14 protein-coding genes are annotated in these 16,471 nt (G+C 44.0%); 6 read left to right on the forward strand and 8 right to left on the reverse strand.

Features of this window, described 5'->3' with window-relative positions:
* Positions 1-312 precede the first annotated feature (312 nt).
* The 6 genes from QME20_RS13640 to QME20_RS13665 all read left to right on the forward strand — a co-directional run bounded on the left by QME20_RS13640 (position 313) and on the right by QME20_RS13665 (position 3,163).
* Complete coding sequence (locus tag QME20_RS13640; RefSeq protein ID WP_014949619.1) at positions 313-978, forward strand: Bax inhibitor-1/YccA family protein; 666 nt, start codon at positions 313-315, stop codon at positions 976-978.
* 55 nt (positions 979-1,033) lie between these two features.
* A complete protein-coding gene (tusD, locus tag QME20_RS13645) occupies positions 1,034-1,423 on the forward strand; it encodes a sulfurtransferase complex subunit TusD (protein WP_014976653.1) in 390 nt (129 codons plus the stop codon).
* Entirely contained in the window at positions 1,423-1,791 is a 369-nt protein-coding gene (locus QME20_RS13650) for a DsrE family protein (protein WP_202942829.1), read from the forward strand. Before tusD ends, QME20_RS13650 begins: the two co-directional genes overlap by 1 nt.
* Complete coding sequence (locus tag QME20_RS13655; protein WP_281716077.1) at positions 1,791-2,111, forward strand: hypothetical protein; 321 nt, start codon at positions 1,791-1,793, stop codon at positions 2,109-2,111. Before QME20_RS13650 ends, QME20_RS13655 begins: the two co-directional genes overlap by 1 nt.
* Positions 2,108-2,455: a TusE/DsrC/DsvC family sulfur relay protein gene (locus QME20_RS13660; protein ID WP_014949623.1), complete on the forward strand. Its 348-nt coding sequence runs from the start codon at positions 2,108-2,110 to the stop codon at positions 2,453-2,455. The genes QME20_RS13655 and QME20_RS13660 overlap by 4 nt, the downstream gene beginning before the upstream one ends.
* A gap of 270 nt (positions 2,456-2,725) precedes the next feature.
* Positions 2,726-3,163, forward strand: coding sequence for a host attachment protein (locus tag QME20_RS13665; RefSeq protein ID WP_014979395.1), 438 nt, complete (start codon positions 2,726-2,728; stop codon positions 3,161-3,163).
* 76 nt (positions 3,164-3,239) lie between these two features.
* Here the strand turns inward: QME20_RS13665 and QME20_RS13670 are convergent, their stop codons facing one another.
* The 8 genes from QME20_RS13670 to QME20_RS19710 form a co-directional block, all read right to left on the reverse strand.
* Entirely contained in the window at positions 3,240-3,953 is a 714-nt protein-coding gene (locus QME20_RS13670) for an SOS response-associated peptidase family protein (protein ID WP_281716078.1), read from the reverse strand.
* Positions 3,954-4,097: 144 nt separating this feature from the next.
* A complete protein-coding gene (locus QME20_RS13675) occupies positions 4,098-6,062 on the reverse strand; it encodes a S9 family peptidase (protein ID WP_281716079.1) in 1,965 nt (654 codons plus the stop codon).
* A 65-nt stretch (positions 6,063-6,127) separates the two neighbouring features.
* The gene (locus QME20_RS13680; RefSeq protein WP_281716080.1) at positions 6,128-9,061 is read right to left on the reverse strand and encodes a TonB-dependent receptor; all 2,934 of its coding nucleotides are present in this window, start codon (positions 9,059-9,061) and stop codon (positions 6,128-6,130) included.
* A 496-nt stretch (positions 9,062-9,557) separates the two neighbouring features.
* Entirely contained in the window at positions 9,558-10,859 is a 1,302-nt protein-coding gene (gene serS, locus QME20_RS13685) for a serine--tRNA ligase (protein ID WP_281716081.1), read from the reverse strand.
* A gap of 10 nt (positions 10,860-10,869) precedes the next feature.
* On the reverse strand, positions 10,870-11,253 hold the full coding sequence (crcB, locus tag QME20_RS13690) for a fluoride efflux transporter CrcB (protein ID WP_014949631.1): 384 nt from the start codon (positions 11,251-11,253) through the stop codon (positions 10,870-10,872).
* A 73-nt stretch (positions 11,254-11,326) separates the two neighbouring features.
* The gene (locus QME20_RS13695) at positions 11,327-12,634 is read right to left on the reverse strand and encodes a replication-associated recombination protein A (RefSeq protein ID WP_281716082.1); all 1,308 of its coding nucleotides are present in this window, start codon (positions 12,632-12,634) and stop codon (positions 11,327-11,329) included.
* Positions 12,621-13,445: an outer membrane lipoprotein chaperone LolA gene (gene lolA, locus QME20_RS13700; protein ID WP_281716083.1), complete on the reverse strand. Its 825-nt coding sequence runs from the start codon at positions 13,443-13,445 to the stop codon at positions 12,621-12,623. The genes QME20_RS13695 and lolA overlap by 14 nt, the downstream gene beginning before the upstream one ends.
* A 16-nt stretch (positions 13,446-13,461) precedes the next feature.
* Positions 13,462-16,257, reverse strand: a complete 2,796-nt coding sequence (locus tag QME20_RS19710; RefSeq protein ID WP_014949634.1) for a DNA translocase FtsK — start codon at positions 16,255-16,257, stop codon at positions 13,462-13,464.
* Positions 16,258-16,471 lie beyond the last annotated feature (214 nt).

Consider the following 16,471-nt stretch of genomic DNA (forward strand, 5'->3'; position numbering starts at 1 on the left):
CGAACCCCCGGTGGGTTTGACCCCACGTCTGATTTCAAGTCAGGTGCATTAAACCGGGCTCTGCCAACTCTCCTGAATTGCTGCGTATCTTAATGATATTTTTATGACTGTAAAGCGAAAAATTAAAAAAGTTGTCTAAGTGCCGAGATTTCAATCAAATAGACTGTTTAGCACGTATAAGAGATGTTTTTATATTCACCTGACACCATTTTCATCTGAAACTACTTGAAAATGGGAACTAAAACCCATACAACATACACTAAATAATTGTGTACCATTTTGGTCATATCATAAGTCCTGTTGGAGGAAACAATGGATCAACGTTCGATGTATTCAAGTGCATCTCAACCATCGGTATTGCAGACGAACAAGGTTCTACGCAACACCTATATGCTGCTTGCGATGACACTGGCGTTTAGTGCGGTTTGTGCTGGTATAGCAATGGCAGTAGGCATTTCTCCTATGATGTCTCTTGTTATGACTATCGGCGCTTTTATTACGTTATTTGTAGTTCAGAAAAAAGCTGATTCAGCATCTGGTATCTACTGGGTGTTTGCATTCACAGGTTTAATGGGTGCATCACTAGGTTACACGCTTAATTTCTATCTAGGCGTTGCGGGTCCAGGCTTGATCATGGAAGCGCTGGGTGCAACTGCGCTTGTATTCTTCGCGCTATCTGGCTACGCGTTAACCACAAAGAAAGACTTCTCATTCATGGGCGGCTTCTTGGTTGTAGGCCTAGTTGTAGTGCTTGTTGCGGCAATTGCGAATATCTTTTTCGCGGTTCCAGCGGTAAGCTTAGCAATCAGTGCAGCGATTGTGTTTATTATGTCAGGTTTCATCTTGTTTGATACGAGTCGTATCATCCACGGTGGTGAAACAAACTACATTCGTGCAACAGTTTCGCTATACTTGAACATATACAACTTGTTCACGTCTATCCTTCACCTTCTAGGTGCGTTTGGTGGCGACGATTAAAACAGCGTTAAAGGTTTAAAGAGAAACACCCCTTAACCGGGGTGTTTTTATTTGTATGGCAGAATATTCAGTACTTATCACATCATCACCGTTTCAAGGCGATACAGCGTTACGCGCCCTCTCCTTTGCACAAGGTGTAATCGATAATGGTGATGTAATAAACAACGTTTTCTTTTATAGCGAAGGTGTACACCACACCAATAACTTAATGCTAAAGACGGGCGACGAGCTGTTCGTACTTGATAGCTGGAAGACTCTAGCTACTGAGCACAACGTGAAATTACTTGTATGCATTACCGCCGCCGTTAAGCGAGGTATTGTTAGTGAGTTAGAGGCGAAAGAGAATGGGTTGTCTCAGGCCAACTTAACCGCGCCTTTCGAGCAAGCTGGTTTGGGCGAATTCTTCACTGCGCTCCATGATTGCAACAGGTTGGTACAATTCTAATGGCGCAACTACTTATTAGGTTTACGCAAAGCCCTTTTTCCAATGCTAAAAGCCAAGACGGTTTAGATTTTGCGCTTGCTGCAACAAACTATGGGCACGATGTTAAAGTGCTTTTTGAAAGCCAAGGTGTACTGCAGCTTGTTAAGGCAGCGTCTACCAAAGGACTAAAAAATCACACCAAACGTTTAGCTAGCATGCCGTTTTTCGATATCGAAGATTGCTTTGTGTGTAGAGCAAGTGCAGATACCTATGACATTGAACAGGTTCTTGCTAATAACAGTTTAGTTGATGAGTTAGACTGTGAGTGGATAACCCCAGAAGAAAAAGTCACGCTTATCCAAAGCGCAGATCATGTGGTGACATTCTAATGCTTATTACTATTTCAACGCCAAATTTGTGCACTGAATACAAACAGCTTATTGAAGCCACTTATGAGCAATCGACTTCTACTTATGTTGTATTTGTTGGTGATGGCGTTTATGCCCCTGCATTAAACATCGCGTTTTTTGAGCGGCTGGCCAATACGGTAAAAGGCACGGCAAAAGACAAACCAACGCTAAACCTGTCGTTCTTGAGTACAGATGCGGATACCAGGGGCGCAAATCTTCCCGAACATTTTAATCCAATTTCCCACAAAGAACTTGCTGCAATATCAGCAAAAAATCAGCACTGGATACCCCTTTCATGACACAAGAAACCTATAGCTTCAATTATAAAGGGCAAGCGATCCCTACAGACAAAGCCGGGTATTTACTCGACTATACCCTTTGGGAAGAAGATATGGTTGAGTTGCTGGCGCAAGAAGAGAACATTGAATTAACCGAAGCCCACTGGGAAGTGGTGCGCTTCGTACGCGCATTCTATGAAGAGTACGAAACCAGCCCAGCGATTCGTGCTTTGGTGAAAGCTATGGCCAATAAGTTTGGGCCAGAAAAAGGTAATAGCCGCTACCTGCAGCGACTCTTTAAAAAAGGCCCGGCTAAGCAAGCCACCAAACTGGCAGGGTTACCTAAACCTGCGAAGTGCTTGTAAAGGCGATCGCACATTATATTTAAAGTGCTAGCGCCCCCGGCTAGCCTTCTGCTAAAAGCACTTGTTGATTTGCTTCACGGGTTGAAACCCGATTTAAGGTAGCTATCAGAAGAGCCACCCTATTGTTAACTGTTTTAGCCTTGGTGTTGATATTGCAACTCCCCTCCTACATTGGCGTTTTATCTCGGGTTTCAGGCATATTTTTCATACTTGCCTTTTACCGAACACCATAAACGTGAATGTTTTACATAAATGGACATAGGAGGCTGTATGACAGTTCAAAAACACTACGTAATTGTGGCCAACCACGACGACGCCACAGCTTACACCTATACCAACCACGGAAGTGCACTTGTTGAAGTAAAAAAGTGGCATAACGAGTTTAGTGGCGCGAGTGACCAAGACATTTATACAGATAAACCCGGCAGACAATCGGCTCCCGCTTCGCAAGTACCAGGCGTTGATAGCATGAATCGAAAAGATGCCGCAGAACTCGAAGATGAACGATTTGCTAGTGACATTGCTGACTGGCTAGATGGTGAGCGTAAACGAGGTGCGTTGGGCTCGATAGATATTATTAGTGGGCCTGGATTTCTTGGTAAATTGAGAAGCGGAATGTCATCTCAATGTTCAGACGTCGTCGACAAAGAAGTGAAAAAGAATGTTTTAGGCGCGGACGAAGAAACCTTGCTTTCCTACCTTAAATAAAACGTTATTTAGTAGTTAGATTGTCACAGGCGGCTGTTGTCATTGCCGCCTTCTCTTACTCGCTTATAAGTAAAAGTTAGCGGTTTTCGTCAGCTTTTAACACATTAACCTCACCGATTGCCTCGGCGCTTTTAAACGTCTTTACTCGCGTGACTTCAAGATCGGTATAAATACGAGGATTATTCAAAATATATTCTACCTCATTGTTCAATGAGCCTTGTTTGTCAGCCGCTAACCACGCATTTATCGCATGTGCATTATGTGGAAGAAAGCAAGGAATGGATTTTTCATGATACTGGCTAAATCTCTCTACGGGTGGGCGCGTCACTACTGCACAGGAAAATAGGCCATTACTAAACCGCCGGTATACCGCGCCAATTAACAATGCACCAGTAGCCGGTTTCATTAAAAAGTGCGCTTTCCCTTTACCAAGTGGGTTTGACTCCCCTACTGCAGTTGCGACAACCACAGCGCGTCGTTCACGAATGAACTTGCTCCAATAAGGGCTATCGAGATTTCGAGCGTTAAATGTTGTTCTATCACCTACGGTAAGCGCGTTTCCATTAGGTTTTGCGTCAAACCACCACGTTGCATCGATGGTGCTATCACCAGATACAATTAAATTGGTAATTTGTCGTTCTGGCACTTTTCCAAATGCAGGATAAAAGTTAATAACATTGCTTGTGGAAGATTCATTGACAAAAAGCGGAATGGTTTGTGTAAGCCCGACTTCTTCAAGTAGCGCAATAACGTCAGGTGAGTCAGTAATACGCTGTATAAATCCGCACATAAGTCCTCGTATTGAAAAATGCTTCCGCCATTTTAAAATTCTATAGGTTCCATATCTCAAAATATTGCATGGTAAATGAAAAAAAGGAAAAGGGATTCACCCATTTCCTTTTTTTAAAGATAAACTTCAGTTTGTTCAGACTAACTATTTAGCGGTGTGTTTATCAAAAAACTCAATCATTGCAGTCCAACGCTCGACGTTGTTTTCTTCTTTATAGAAACCGTGTGCCTCGCCAGACTTCATCATCCATTCGTACTGTTTATTGCGCTTTTCTAACTCTTCTCGTAACGCAAAAGCATGCTCTTTGGGTACGCGGACATCTTCCTCACCTTGGATGATGAATACAGGTACCTTTATTTTATCGACGTTTTTTACCGGAGATTGGCTATCACCATCAGGCAATACACGATTCAAGTAGTTTATACCAGATTGAGACTCTGGAATGTCGCCTGCAGATTTCATCAGTGCTAGGTCATACACTCCTACAAAACCTACTGTACACTTATATAAGTCAGGTTCTCTAATGACACTTTGGAGGGCGGCATAACCACCATAAGAAGCACCATAAACACACATTCTATTTTGATCAACAATGCCTTGCTCAATTAGATAATTGACGCCGTCGGTCATATCGTCAATCATTAGTGTTCCCCAAGATTTGAAACCTGCTTTCAGAAATTCTAAGCCATAGCCTCCTGAACCTCTGAAATTAGGTTGGAATACAGCATAACCGTGAGCCGCCAACACTTTAGCATCGCTTCTCATTTCAGTAAGTGTATCTTTTATACCGTGAGGACCACCGTGTGGATGCATTATTAAAGGAAGGTTTTTTGATACACCTACTGGTAAAGTAAGAATGCCCGAAATCTCCTGACCATCTCTTGCCTTATAGGTAACAATTTTAGATTGGGGCATATCAAAATCGTTTAACCATGGTCGCGTATCAGTCAGTTTTGCTAACTGTTTTTTATTTTTATTAAACAGATAATAAGCCGTGGGTTGATTAATCCCGCCAACTGCTACAATCATCTTTGAGCCGTCATACGTCGAAGATGTGATAGACACTACACTGCCCTTAAACGCTTGACGTAAACTAGCTAAAATTCGTTGTTCATCAGTATTTTTAACTTCACTAAAGTAAGTAGCACTGAGGTCTTTATATTCATATTCCGCGCCTATGACTTCTTGCACTTGCCCTCTAACTTCGTGCAATATCGGCTCCACATCAACCATTTCATGGGCAGCTAAAACAGTGTGCTTTTTAGTATCAATGTTATAAGTTGCGACAGCATCTGTATCAGTTTCAATAGTACTAAGTCCAACTAGCGTTTTATCATCGGCCAAAAATACTAATGGATTGAAAAATGAATCAAATGATTCCGCCTGAAATGCCACTTGCCAGTCGTCGTCTACTGAACTTCGTACCATTAGCGTTACTTGATTATTTTCATTAGGATCTGAGCTCGTCATTGCCAAAGCTTCACCTTTGCTGTTGGTTATGATTCGTAAGCTATCTCCTGTGGATTTATACATACGTAACGGCATTCTACCCAACGATGCTTTTCGCCCATTGCTCACCTTCATTTTATAGAGATCCAAAAAAGGCTCTTTTGTTGACCCTTGAACGCTAAAAACGACGATGGCATCTGGATCGTCTGGTAAAAAATCTACGACCTGAGAGTATCGGGTATCACCACTTTTAGAGCGGTAGCCAGTGAGGACCACGTTATCACTGCCATCTGCATCCATCGCTAACAACTCTCCAGTCGGGACTGGTTGCTCCAGGGCGCCGACTTCACGCACCATGCTCAGTAAGAGACGTTCATCATTTAACCAGTTGAAACTGCCGACTGACTCTTTTCCCCTTCCTCGAGTGATCGATTGTACTTTTTGCTTTTCAATATCAAGTACCGTAAGGAAAACAACGCCATCATCATCTCTGGAAGTAGATGCCAGATATTTACCATCTGGGGATATTTTAATTTGTAAATACTGAGAGTGTTTTGCGAAAGCCTCTAAAACGGGCGTTTTCACTTCAGCATTTGTAGAAAAAGAGAAAGCTAGGCTTCCCAGCATAATCGTTTTCAAAAGCGATAAACGAGCTTTCATTTATAATTATCTCCATGTAAAAAAGCCCCCTATATTCGGGGGGCTTAAACAATCAAATCACTAGATTAAAAGCTGTAGCGAACATTAGCAAATACGCGACGACCAATAAAATCATATTGAGAAAATAGCGCAGCATTACCCAACTCAAATCCGCTCGCAGAAATACGAGGAGGCTCTTCATCAAATAAATTAGCTACACCTACGATGACGTCAAAATCTTCGTAAGCAAATGAGCCAGACACCGCGTGGTAAGTTGTCCACCTCGTTTCGTCAATAAATGTTACTGTCTCATCATTCAGCGTGGTCGTGTTTGTTTCACTACCGTAGTACTCGTAATCATTAGTAGAGTCAAAGTAACTGGCCGTCCACGTTATACTCCAGTCATCTTTACCATAGGTAAGACGAGCTACACCTGTATGCTTAGGAAGACCATTTTCGCCTACTTCGTTGTTGTACGGTGAATCTTCAAATAGTAGACCGTACTTTTCAATTTGCATTGTATGTTCTACTCGGAATCGAACATTACCCCAATCGAACTCTTCGTCGTAAGTAAAATTATAATCTACACCACGAACACGCTGATATGAGATGTTTACGTATCCACCGTTAACCACATCTATACCATAATCGTTAGTTTCACTATCGTTACGACGCGTAAATAAATTACACAATGGTTCATTTTCAAAATCGATAGAGTCGTAACAGCGATCGACAATATCAGCACCACCAAGGTTGTCTATCTCATTTGAGATCTCGATATTGAAATAATCGATAGAGAAAGCATAAGTATCTTCGGGGCTGGTCAAAACAAGACCGATGCCTTCTGCAACAGAAGTTTCCGCTGAAAGACGCCCTTCACCGCCGCTCGTAATAAGTAAAGCTGAACTGCCGCCCTGATCATAATCAGCAGGAATGCCATCAGCCTGACAATTCGCGAAAACAGTATCGGTAATATTACCCGCTTCAAATTCACTTACATAATCAAGACATGGGTCAACAGATAACTGACCGCTAAAACCCGTCTGCTCAGCAAGATAAAGCTCATAGAGGGCCGGCGCTCTAAATGAAGTACCACGGCTAGCACGGACACTAACACCATCAACAATAGACCAGTTCATACCTAACTTAAACGTGGTGTCGTTGCCGTAAGTGTCGACATCATTCCAACGACCAGAGGCTGTCAGATCTAGTCTTTCTATGCCGGTTATACCTTCAAGAAGTGGAATTTTTACTTCTGCATAAATAGCTTTGGTTAACTGATCGCCAGCGGTGATGCCACCACCAGATAGCCCCCACGAGTTGCCATTTAACGTGTGCTCTCCAGGCGTATCTTCAATTTCATCTTTCTGGATTTGGAAACCAAACGCAGCGCCAACCTCACCAGCAGGAAGAGAAAAAAGATCACCCGTCACGTAACCTTCAAGCGTTTGTTGGTCGTAAGTGGTTTTGCCATTATCTCGTCCGAACAAAAAAGCTTCTTGTGCAGGCGTTCGATCACCATAGAGAAAATTAGGATCTGTCCACGGAATATCAACACATGTATTACCGCTAAATTCTGTTACCTCTCCAGAACAACTTACGCCATTAAAGGCATTGCTCTGCGCCATCCACATTGCATCATCATAGATGATATCCTGACCGTATTTACCGTCATTGTGGCTATATTGATAAGAAAGATCCCAGGTCCAAAAACCGATGTCGCCGGTAGCGCCGATTACGCCTCTAGTGTAATCGACTTCAATTTCAGAACTGAAATGATCGGTTAGTGCTACTGCCATTACACTACCATCACCATCAAAGCCATCTAAAACATCAGTTGGAAGTCGCGGAATATCGGCCGTCCAAAATTGGCGGTAATCATCAGTTTTTGTTTTACGTTTACTATAAATAAACTCACCGTAAAGTGTTACGCCATCTGATAAGTTATAATCTCCGGTTGCATAAATAGATGCATTCTGTGTTTCTGGTACTACCGTTTGTTGCCCCAGGAATGGATGATTTAAGTCCCACCACCCTTCACTTTCATAATTATCATTGAAAGAAACCGGATACCAACCTTCCGGTGTAGTGAACCCTACATTTGCATCATTAAAACTCTCAAAACCATTGTTTGCAAAAAAGTTGTCGTAGTCATAAGCAGCGTTCAAACCACGGCCATATGCATCATTAACACCACCCGAAAGCCACAGGCCATAACCGGCTTCACTACAATGATAGTCGCCAGTGCGCGGGTCAATTGGGTCGGCACGAGTTCCATCTTGGTTAAATTGAAGACGTTCAGTACAGTTAAAGTAGTCACGGTCTCCACGGCGAAGCATAGACACTTTACGATAGTCAGCGGTTACACGAAACGAGCCTTCAGAGTATTCTTCACCGAATGAAATGTTAACACGACGGTCTTCACCACCAGATTCCATCGGCTGACTAATATCAACGTTGATGGTCTTCTCATCACCTTTTTTAGTGATGATATTAATTACGCCTGCTACCGCATCAGATCCGTATAGCGCCGATGCACCATCTTTCAGTATCTCTACACGCTCAACAGCTGAAAGTGGGATACTATTCAAATCAAATGCAGAAACACCACCACGAGTACCGGCGGGCCCGGCACGACGGCCGTTTAACAATATAAGTGTTCGATTTGGACCAAGGCCTCGAAGACCTACCGTTTCTGCACCTGTACCACCATCAGTAACATAGCCTACGGTAAGTGCCGCAGTGATTTGACTTGAACCAGAAGCAGCGGTGCTTGTACGAAGTAGCTCGCCAAGTGTTTTTAAACCTTCACCTTCGGCGTCGGCAACTGAAATGATGTCTATAGGCGTATCATTAGCAAAAGAGTCTGTGCGGATACGAGATCCTACCACTGAAATCTGCTCTACTGTGTCAGCGTCTTTTTCTACCGTGTCCTGAGCAGAAACGAAAGGAGTAGCACTAATTCCAAGTGCGACGATTATCCCCTGAGATAATCTATTAAGTGTGTTTCGATTTTCCATATCTATTCCCTGGAAATTTGCTTTCCGGACAAACAGAAACACCCGATGGGTAAGTCCGTTTATCCATGAAGCTTTCATATGTAGGTAAAATGTAAATGCGACCTATTTTCATTTTTGAAGCTTGGGGAGATTTACATTTCATTAATGTTACGCAATGCGCAACAGTAGCCAAAAGTATAAGATATAGCTAAAGGTGTCAATTGTGACATTAGTGACTGAAATATAAGTAATTTAAGAGGAAAAACGCTTTTTATTTACATTTAGAAACAACTTTGATGGCACGAATAAATGAACCATAAGATGCTGTTTATATAATAAAATTATTACGTGTAAAGATAATTTTGCGCTGACTATACACGTCACTTTTTGATAGGTATGGAAGTAACGATGTAAAAAGAAAAAACCCGATAACTCTTCACAAGATATCGGGTTGTTACTAATTAAGTCGCAACTATTAGACTTAAATTAATGTTGTGATTTAAACTGAAAAGTAAATTTACACGCTAGTCGCTGTGATAACCTCTTGGCCTGCCATGTAAGGCACAAGCGCCTTTGGAATCGTAACGCTTCCGTCTGCTTGCTGATTGTTCTCTAAAATAGCTACAAGCGTACGCCCTACCGCTAAACCAGAACCATTCAATGTGTGCAGAAGTTCAGTTTTATTCGTTTCTGGGTTACGGAATCTAGCCTGCATGCGTCGTGCTTGGAAGTCCAACATGTTTGAACATGAAGAAATTTCACGATAGGTATTTTGCGCAGGTAGCCATACTTCAAGATCGTAGGTTTTACATGCACCAAAGCCCATATCACCAGTACAAAGCAACACTTTGCGGTACGGTAATTCTAGCTTTTGAAGAATAACTTCTGCGTGTCCTGTAAGTGCTTCTAGTGCGTCAAAGCTATCTTCCGGCTTAACTAACTGTACAAGTTCTACCTTATCGAACTGATGCTGACGAATAAGGCCACGGGTATCACGACCGTACGAACCAGCTTCTGAGCGGAAGCAAGGCGTATGCGCAGTCATTTTCACAGGCAGCGTTTTCGCATCTAATATTTCATCACGTGCAATATTAGTTAGCGGAACTTCCGCCGTTGGAATTAAGCTAAGCCCCTGTCCTTCTTCAGTTGCTGGCTTGGTGTGAAATAGGTCTTCACCAAATTTAGGTAACTGACCTGTGCCATAAAGGCTGTCAGCGTTAACCAAGTAAGGCACATACATCTCTTGGTAGCCATGTTCTTGTGTATGGGTATCCAGCATGAATTGAGCAATTGCACGATTTAGGCGAGCAATATCGCCGCGCATCACTACAAAGCGGCTTCCCGTAAGCTTACTTGCGGTAGCGAAATCTAAGCCGTTGTTTAAGCCTTCAGCCACATCAACATGATCTTTAACTTCAAAATCAAACGTGCGTGGTTCGCCCCATCGAGAAATCTCAACATTGTCATCTTCGTCTTTACCCGCTGGTACAGACTCGTGTGGCAAATTAGGAATGCCTTGCGTAAGGGTGTTAATTTCTTCCAACAGTTCGCTAAGTTCCGCTTTAGCGGCGTCAAGCTCGTCACCAAGCTTACCCACTTCAGCCAATAGCGGTGCAATATCTTCGCCCTGCGCTTTTGCTTTACCTATGGATTTACTTCGTACGTTACGCTCGTTTTGCAGATCCTGTGTTCTGGACTGAAGTGTTTTTCTTTTTTCTTCAAGCGAACTGAAAGCTGCTACATCGAGGTTAAAACCACGGGCAGCTAATCGCTTAGCTGTTTGTTCTATATCGCTTCGCAAACACTTTGGATCTAACATGTGTTTCTAATTATCCTTTCATCAATTGAATGGCTAGCCAACCTGCTATTAGGCAAGCGCCAACGTTAAGAAATACATTTGCTGCGGCTTTAAGCCACAACCCGTTTTCTAATAAAGTTAAGGTTTCAACGGAAAATGTTGAGAATGTAGTAAAGGCACCTAATAGCCCTACACCGATAAGCGCTCGGTAAGGAGAGTCGCTTAAATCATGACGTTCGATAAAACCGTACAGTAATGCGAGTGCAAACGACCCGACCACATTCACCGTTAGTGTACCAAACGGCATGTGTTTTCCAAATAAGGAATCAACACTTGTGGTAACAAAATAGCGTAAACAGGCGCCGGTCGCACCGCCAGCGGCAATAAAACAATACAAAGCTAACCCTTGAGGCACGAAAACTCCCTAGCGCATTTTTTTATTAACTAATTCATATAATCTGAACTAGTTGAGTTACTTGTCTGCAACTTTACCTTTTATTGTTACTTCTCGCATTAAGTGAATCGAGAAATTCACGCTTGGCTTTCAAAGCTTTCTCTAAACCGCGTTCATTGGGGTTATACAAGCGAGTTCCGGTAAGGCTTTCTGGGAAGTAAGACTCACCCGCGGCAAACGCGTTCGGCTCGTTGTGAGCATAGCGGTAACCATCGCCATGACCGAGCTCTTTCATTAGCGACGTAGGCGCATTGCGTAAATGCATGGGAACAGGTGCATCAGAGGTTTTACGCGCCAATGCTTTTGCTTCGTTAAACGCCATATATACCGCGTTACTTTTTGCAGCTAACGCACAATATACCGCAGCTTGAGCAATAGCGCGCTCGCCCTCTGCGGGCCCTACTCGGTGAAACGTGTCCCAGGCATTAATACAGAGCTGGATTGCTCTTGGGTCTGCATTACCAATGTCTTCAGACGCGATAGCAAGTAGACGTCTTCCTACATACAGCGCGTCTCCCCCGCCATCAAGAATTCTTGCGTACCAGTAAAGGGCTGCGTCTGGATCTGAGCCTCTAACAGATTTATGAAACGCGGAGATTAGGTCGTAGAAGGTGTCGCCTTTATTGTCGTAACTAGCAACTTTTTCGCCTACCGCATGCTCAACATCGCTTACGGTTATTTCGTTTGCTCCGGTGAAGTCGGCAGCAAGCTCTAAATAGGTGAGAAGACGACGTGCGTCGCCGCCACTTAAATCGATAAGCGCGTTTCTGGCTGTTTCTTCAATACCAAGGGCTCTGTCACCCAGACCCTTTTCGGTATCGCTTAGCGCTCTATCAATCAATTCAGACAGTGCTTCGTGTTCGAGTGTCTTTAGCACATAAACACGTACACGAGATAAAAGCGCTTTATTTAATTCGAACGAGGGATTCTCTGTCGTTGCGCCAATAAAGGTAACAACGCCAGACTCAACAAATGGAAGAAACGCGTCCTGCTGACTTTTGTTGAATCGGTGTACTTCGTCTACAAACAACAAGGTTCGCTGGTTATAACGGGCGTTTTCTTCAGCCGTATCCATGGCGGCTCTGATGTCTTTTACCCCAGAGGTAACCGCAGAAATACGCAATACAGATGCGTTGGTGTATTGAGCAATGAGTTCAGCAAGGGTAGTTTTACCGGTACCGGGCGGACCCCACAAAATCATAGAATGGCAGTGACCCGCCTCTAACATTTTACGAAGAGGCTTACCTTCGCCAAGTAAGTGTTCTTGACCGCTGTACTGCTCTATGGTGACCGGGCGCATTCGCGCCGCGAGGGGCGCGAAACCTTGATTAACGCTGGTCATCAATTATGAAGCTGTCTGGAATATCAACTGAGAACGTATCAGCGGGCACTGGAAAACGCGTTTCAATATTACTGAACTCCAAAGTGCTGATTTGCTGTTGCGCATCGAGCATATTAAGCGAAGCGAGTTCACTGTCTTGGTTAAAAGTTAATGTAAGCGTAGCGATTTGGCCGCCTTGTTCTTTAGGCGTGATTTGGTAGCTTTTTGTTGCGCTACCACCATTGATGTTGTCTGCCGCGCCCTTTTCAGGTTTTAAAGCCGATGAACCGCTATTTAATTGATCGATAGAGAACTTTGACCACGTTGCTTCATCTGTCGATGTAAGCAAAACAATAGGGTTATCTTTAATCGCATTGTCTTGAGATAGGACTGTCACCTGCTCTACAAAGGTATCCACATTCCAAACCGCTTCGCCATCGGCAACCAAAAGGGTTTCATCAGGAAACGTTGTTTCCCAGCGAAGCTTATTAGGGCGGGTCATGGTCAGCGTGCCTTGTGCTTCGTGAACGACATTTTGCTGTGCATCGACTACTGTCTGCGCAAAGCTTGCACGAAACTGCTTCATATTGCTTAACAAAGCCTGCAGTGAAGTACTCGCAGAATCTTTGATAAGCGATGAAGTTTTAGGCTGACTAGTGTTTACTGTGGCATTAGCCTGAATAGCGTCATGAGCACTGACTACCTCGTCAGCATTGTTCTTGCCATTAGTTGAACCTGTTGTATCTAATTCTACCGCAGCGTTAGCAGCAGTCATTGCTGTACCTGCCGTTACCAATGCACTCACAAAATAAACCGAAACTGCTTTATTCATTTATTCAATCCATTCGTTATTCTTTGTGGGGCGGCGGTGCAAGAACCTCACGGTTCCCGTTGTGCCCCTGTGCACTTACGACACCACTCATTTCCATTTGTTCAACCAAGCGCGCAGCCCGATTGTAACCAATTCTAAACTTACGCTGCACACTCGACACACTAGCTCGACGTGTTTCAGTAACAAACGCCACGGCTTCATCATAGAAGGCATCAAATTCTTGATCCTCACCCTCAGGCTGTTCGCCTGGCAGTAAGACTTCAGCCGTCGCTTCGCCATTCAGGATCTCATCAATGTATTCAGGCTCACCACGTTTCTGCCAGTCTGCAACTACAGCATGTACTTCGTGATCATCCACAAATGCACCGTGAACACGGGTTGGCACAGGGCTACCAGGAGGCAGATAAAGCATGTCACCCATCCCTAGCAAAGTTTCTGCGCCTTGTTGGTCTAGAATTGTTCTTGAGTCTATTTTACTAGAAACTTGGAATGCACAACGGGTTGGAATGTTGGCCTTGATCAGACCTGTAATAACATCTACAGATGGACGCTGTGTGGCAAGGATAAGATGGATGCCCGCAGCACGTGCTTTCTGTGCGATACGTGCGATAAGCTCTTCCACTTTTTTGCCCACTATCATCATCATGTCGGCAAATTCATCGACCACTACCACGATAGCAGGAAGCTTGGCTAAGTCAGGCGCTTCAGCATCCATACTTTCTTCATTCTTCCACAGTGGGTCCTTTATTGGTGTGCCATTAGCAATAGCTTCTTCTACTTTCGCGTTATAGCCTTTTAGGTTACGCACGCCAAGAGCGCTCATTAGACGATAACGACGCTCCATCTCACCCACGCACCAACGAAGGGCATTGGCGGCTTCTTTCATGTCGGTAACCACTTCAGCAAGCAAGTGAGGTATGCCTTCATAAACGGAAAGCTCAAGCATTTTCGGGTCAATCATGATCATGCGAACATCTTCTGGCGTGCTCTTATAAAGCAAACTAAGAATCATAACGTTCACACCTACAGATTTACCTGAACCTGTAGTACCCGCAACCAAAAGGTGAGGCATTTTGGCTAAATCGACCACCACTGGCTGACCTGAAATATCAGCGCCCAACACCATGGTTAATGGTGATTTATTAGACTGAAAAGTATCGCAGCTAATAACTTCGCTCAGCCGCACCATTTCACGTTTTTTATTCGGCAGTTCTAAGCCAATTACTGACTTACCCGGAATAACTTCCACTACACGCACCGAGATAGCTGACATAGCGCGGGCTAAGTCTTTCGACAGTCCTGAGATCTTGCTCACTTTTACCCCAGGTGCTAAATCAAGCTCAAACCGGGTAATAACAGGGCCAGGGAACACGCCAACCACCGTCGCTTCAATGTTAAAGTCAGCCAGTTTTTCCTCTACCAAACGAGAAATACCTTCAATTTCTTCTGGCGTAAGCGGGTTTTCATGTTTGTCGGCACGTTCAAGTAAATCAAAGGACGGCATAGGTGGTAAATCAGGATCTAGTTCACCTGCCCTCGCCTTCACGGGTTTGGCACCTAGTGCAGCAGGCGTAAATGCTTGGTTAGCACCTTGACTCGCTCCCTGAGTTTCAACAGTTTGCGACTGTAGCGTTTCCGTATTTGGTTCGCTACCTTCAACAGATGGCGCGCTGTTATTTGCAGAAGTTATTGGCTTGCTTCCAGTTTCGTAAGGCAAGTCTTCATCAAACTCTTCTAAGTCGTCGAAGTTAATATGCGGACTTTGCTGCGCTTGGTGTTTATGTTCATGTTGACTGCTATCATCTTCTGACTGAACTGAGTCATCTTGGCTCGATTTACCCAAACCCACTTTGTCTTTAAAGCTACCAGTAACCGCACTACGCATACCTGACAATGAGAACGACGACTTTTTCGTCTCAGCTGCATCTACATCTGCACTTGATGTCGCATCGTCTTCCTCGGCGTTGACAGTATCGTTGGGATTAGATTGAACAGACTTGTCTCCGTCATAGGTATAAAACGGCGGTTCATCATCTACATCGTCAATGCCAAAGGTAGGCTCACTGCGTGATGGCGTAGTTTTCTGTGTCTGTGATGGTTTTGTCTGTGCAGTAGAAGCCAAAGGTTCAGCGCGCATACTAGTAATATCTAGCTCTGCACCTTCGTCGCCACTTTGATTAGACGATTTGTTAGCTAGGGCTAGTCGCGGCATTTCGAATGCTAACAAACTCTGAGGCGCTGAAAGGGTCTTACGTCCTAACCACAGCGTACCTTCACCTAACCTGTCGATAATAGTGAGCCAGCTAATACCCGTTAGTAAGGTAAAGCCCGTACAGAAGAAACAAAGAAGTAGCAAAATTGTGCCAGCGGTATTGAAGTAAGGCACTAGCGCTGAACTAATTACGTCGCCAACAAAACCGCCGGCTGAAAAGTTGTAAATGTCGTCAAAATTTATACTGGCGATGCCCGTTGCACCTAGGGCCATCAACAGCCCGCCGATAATTCTTAATCCAATAGTAAGGTAATCGAATTCATCGAGTTCTTTAATGTGTTGGAATAGAAACCACCCTAAGAAGGCGGAGCCGAAAGGCAGCAAATACGCTAAAAAACCAAATGAGAATAGCAGAAGATCAGCGACCCACGCCCCTGTTGCTCCAACCCAGTTGTGAACGTCGAGTTGTAATCCAGCCTGACTCCAACCTGGGTCTCCTGGATGAAAAGATGCTAGTGCCAGCAATAAGAAGAAGGCGAAAACACAGGCGATAATCATACCTGCTTCCCACACTCGCTGAACCCCTGTTAATCGCGCCATAACCCTAAAAAACCTTCAATTTCCATCGCATGTATTACCGCAGATAGCTTTTTACGCTATGCGGTAACCGCAGTACTAACCGCAACAAAGAGCTTAGCGAACTCTTTGCTATTCCTACATAATTATTATTGATTTACCTTTTGGTAAGTTACTGAGCGCACAACTGAATTAATACACCCATCCCCTACCCTGTGCTTTAGCGTGCTGTTAATCC

The sequence above is a fragment of the Alteromonas sp. CyTr2 genome (assembly GCF_947311905.1).
GTDB lineage: Bacteria > Pseudomonadota > Gammaproteobacteria > Enterobacterales > Alteromonadaceae > Alteromonas > Alteromonas macleodii.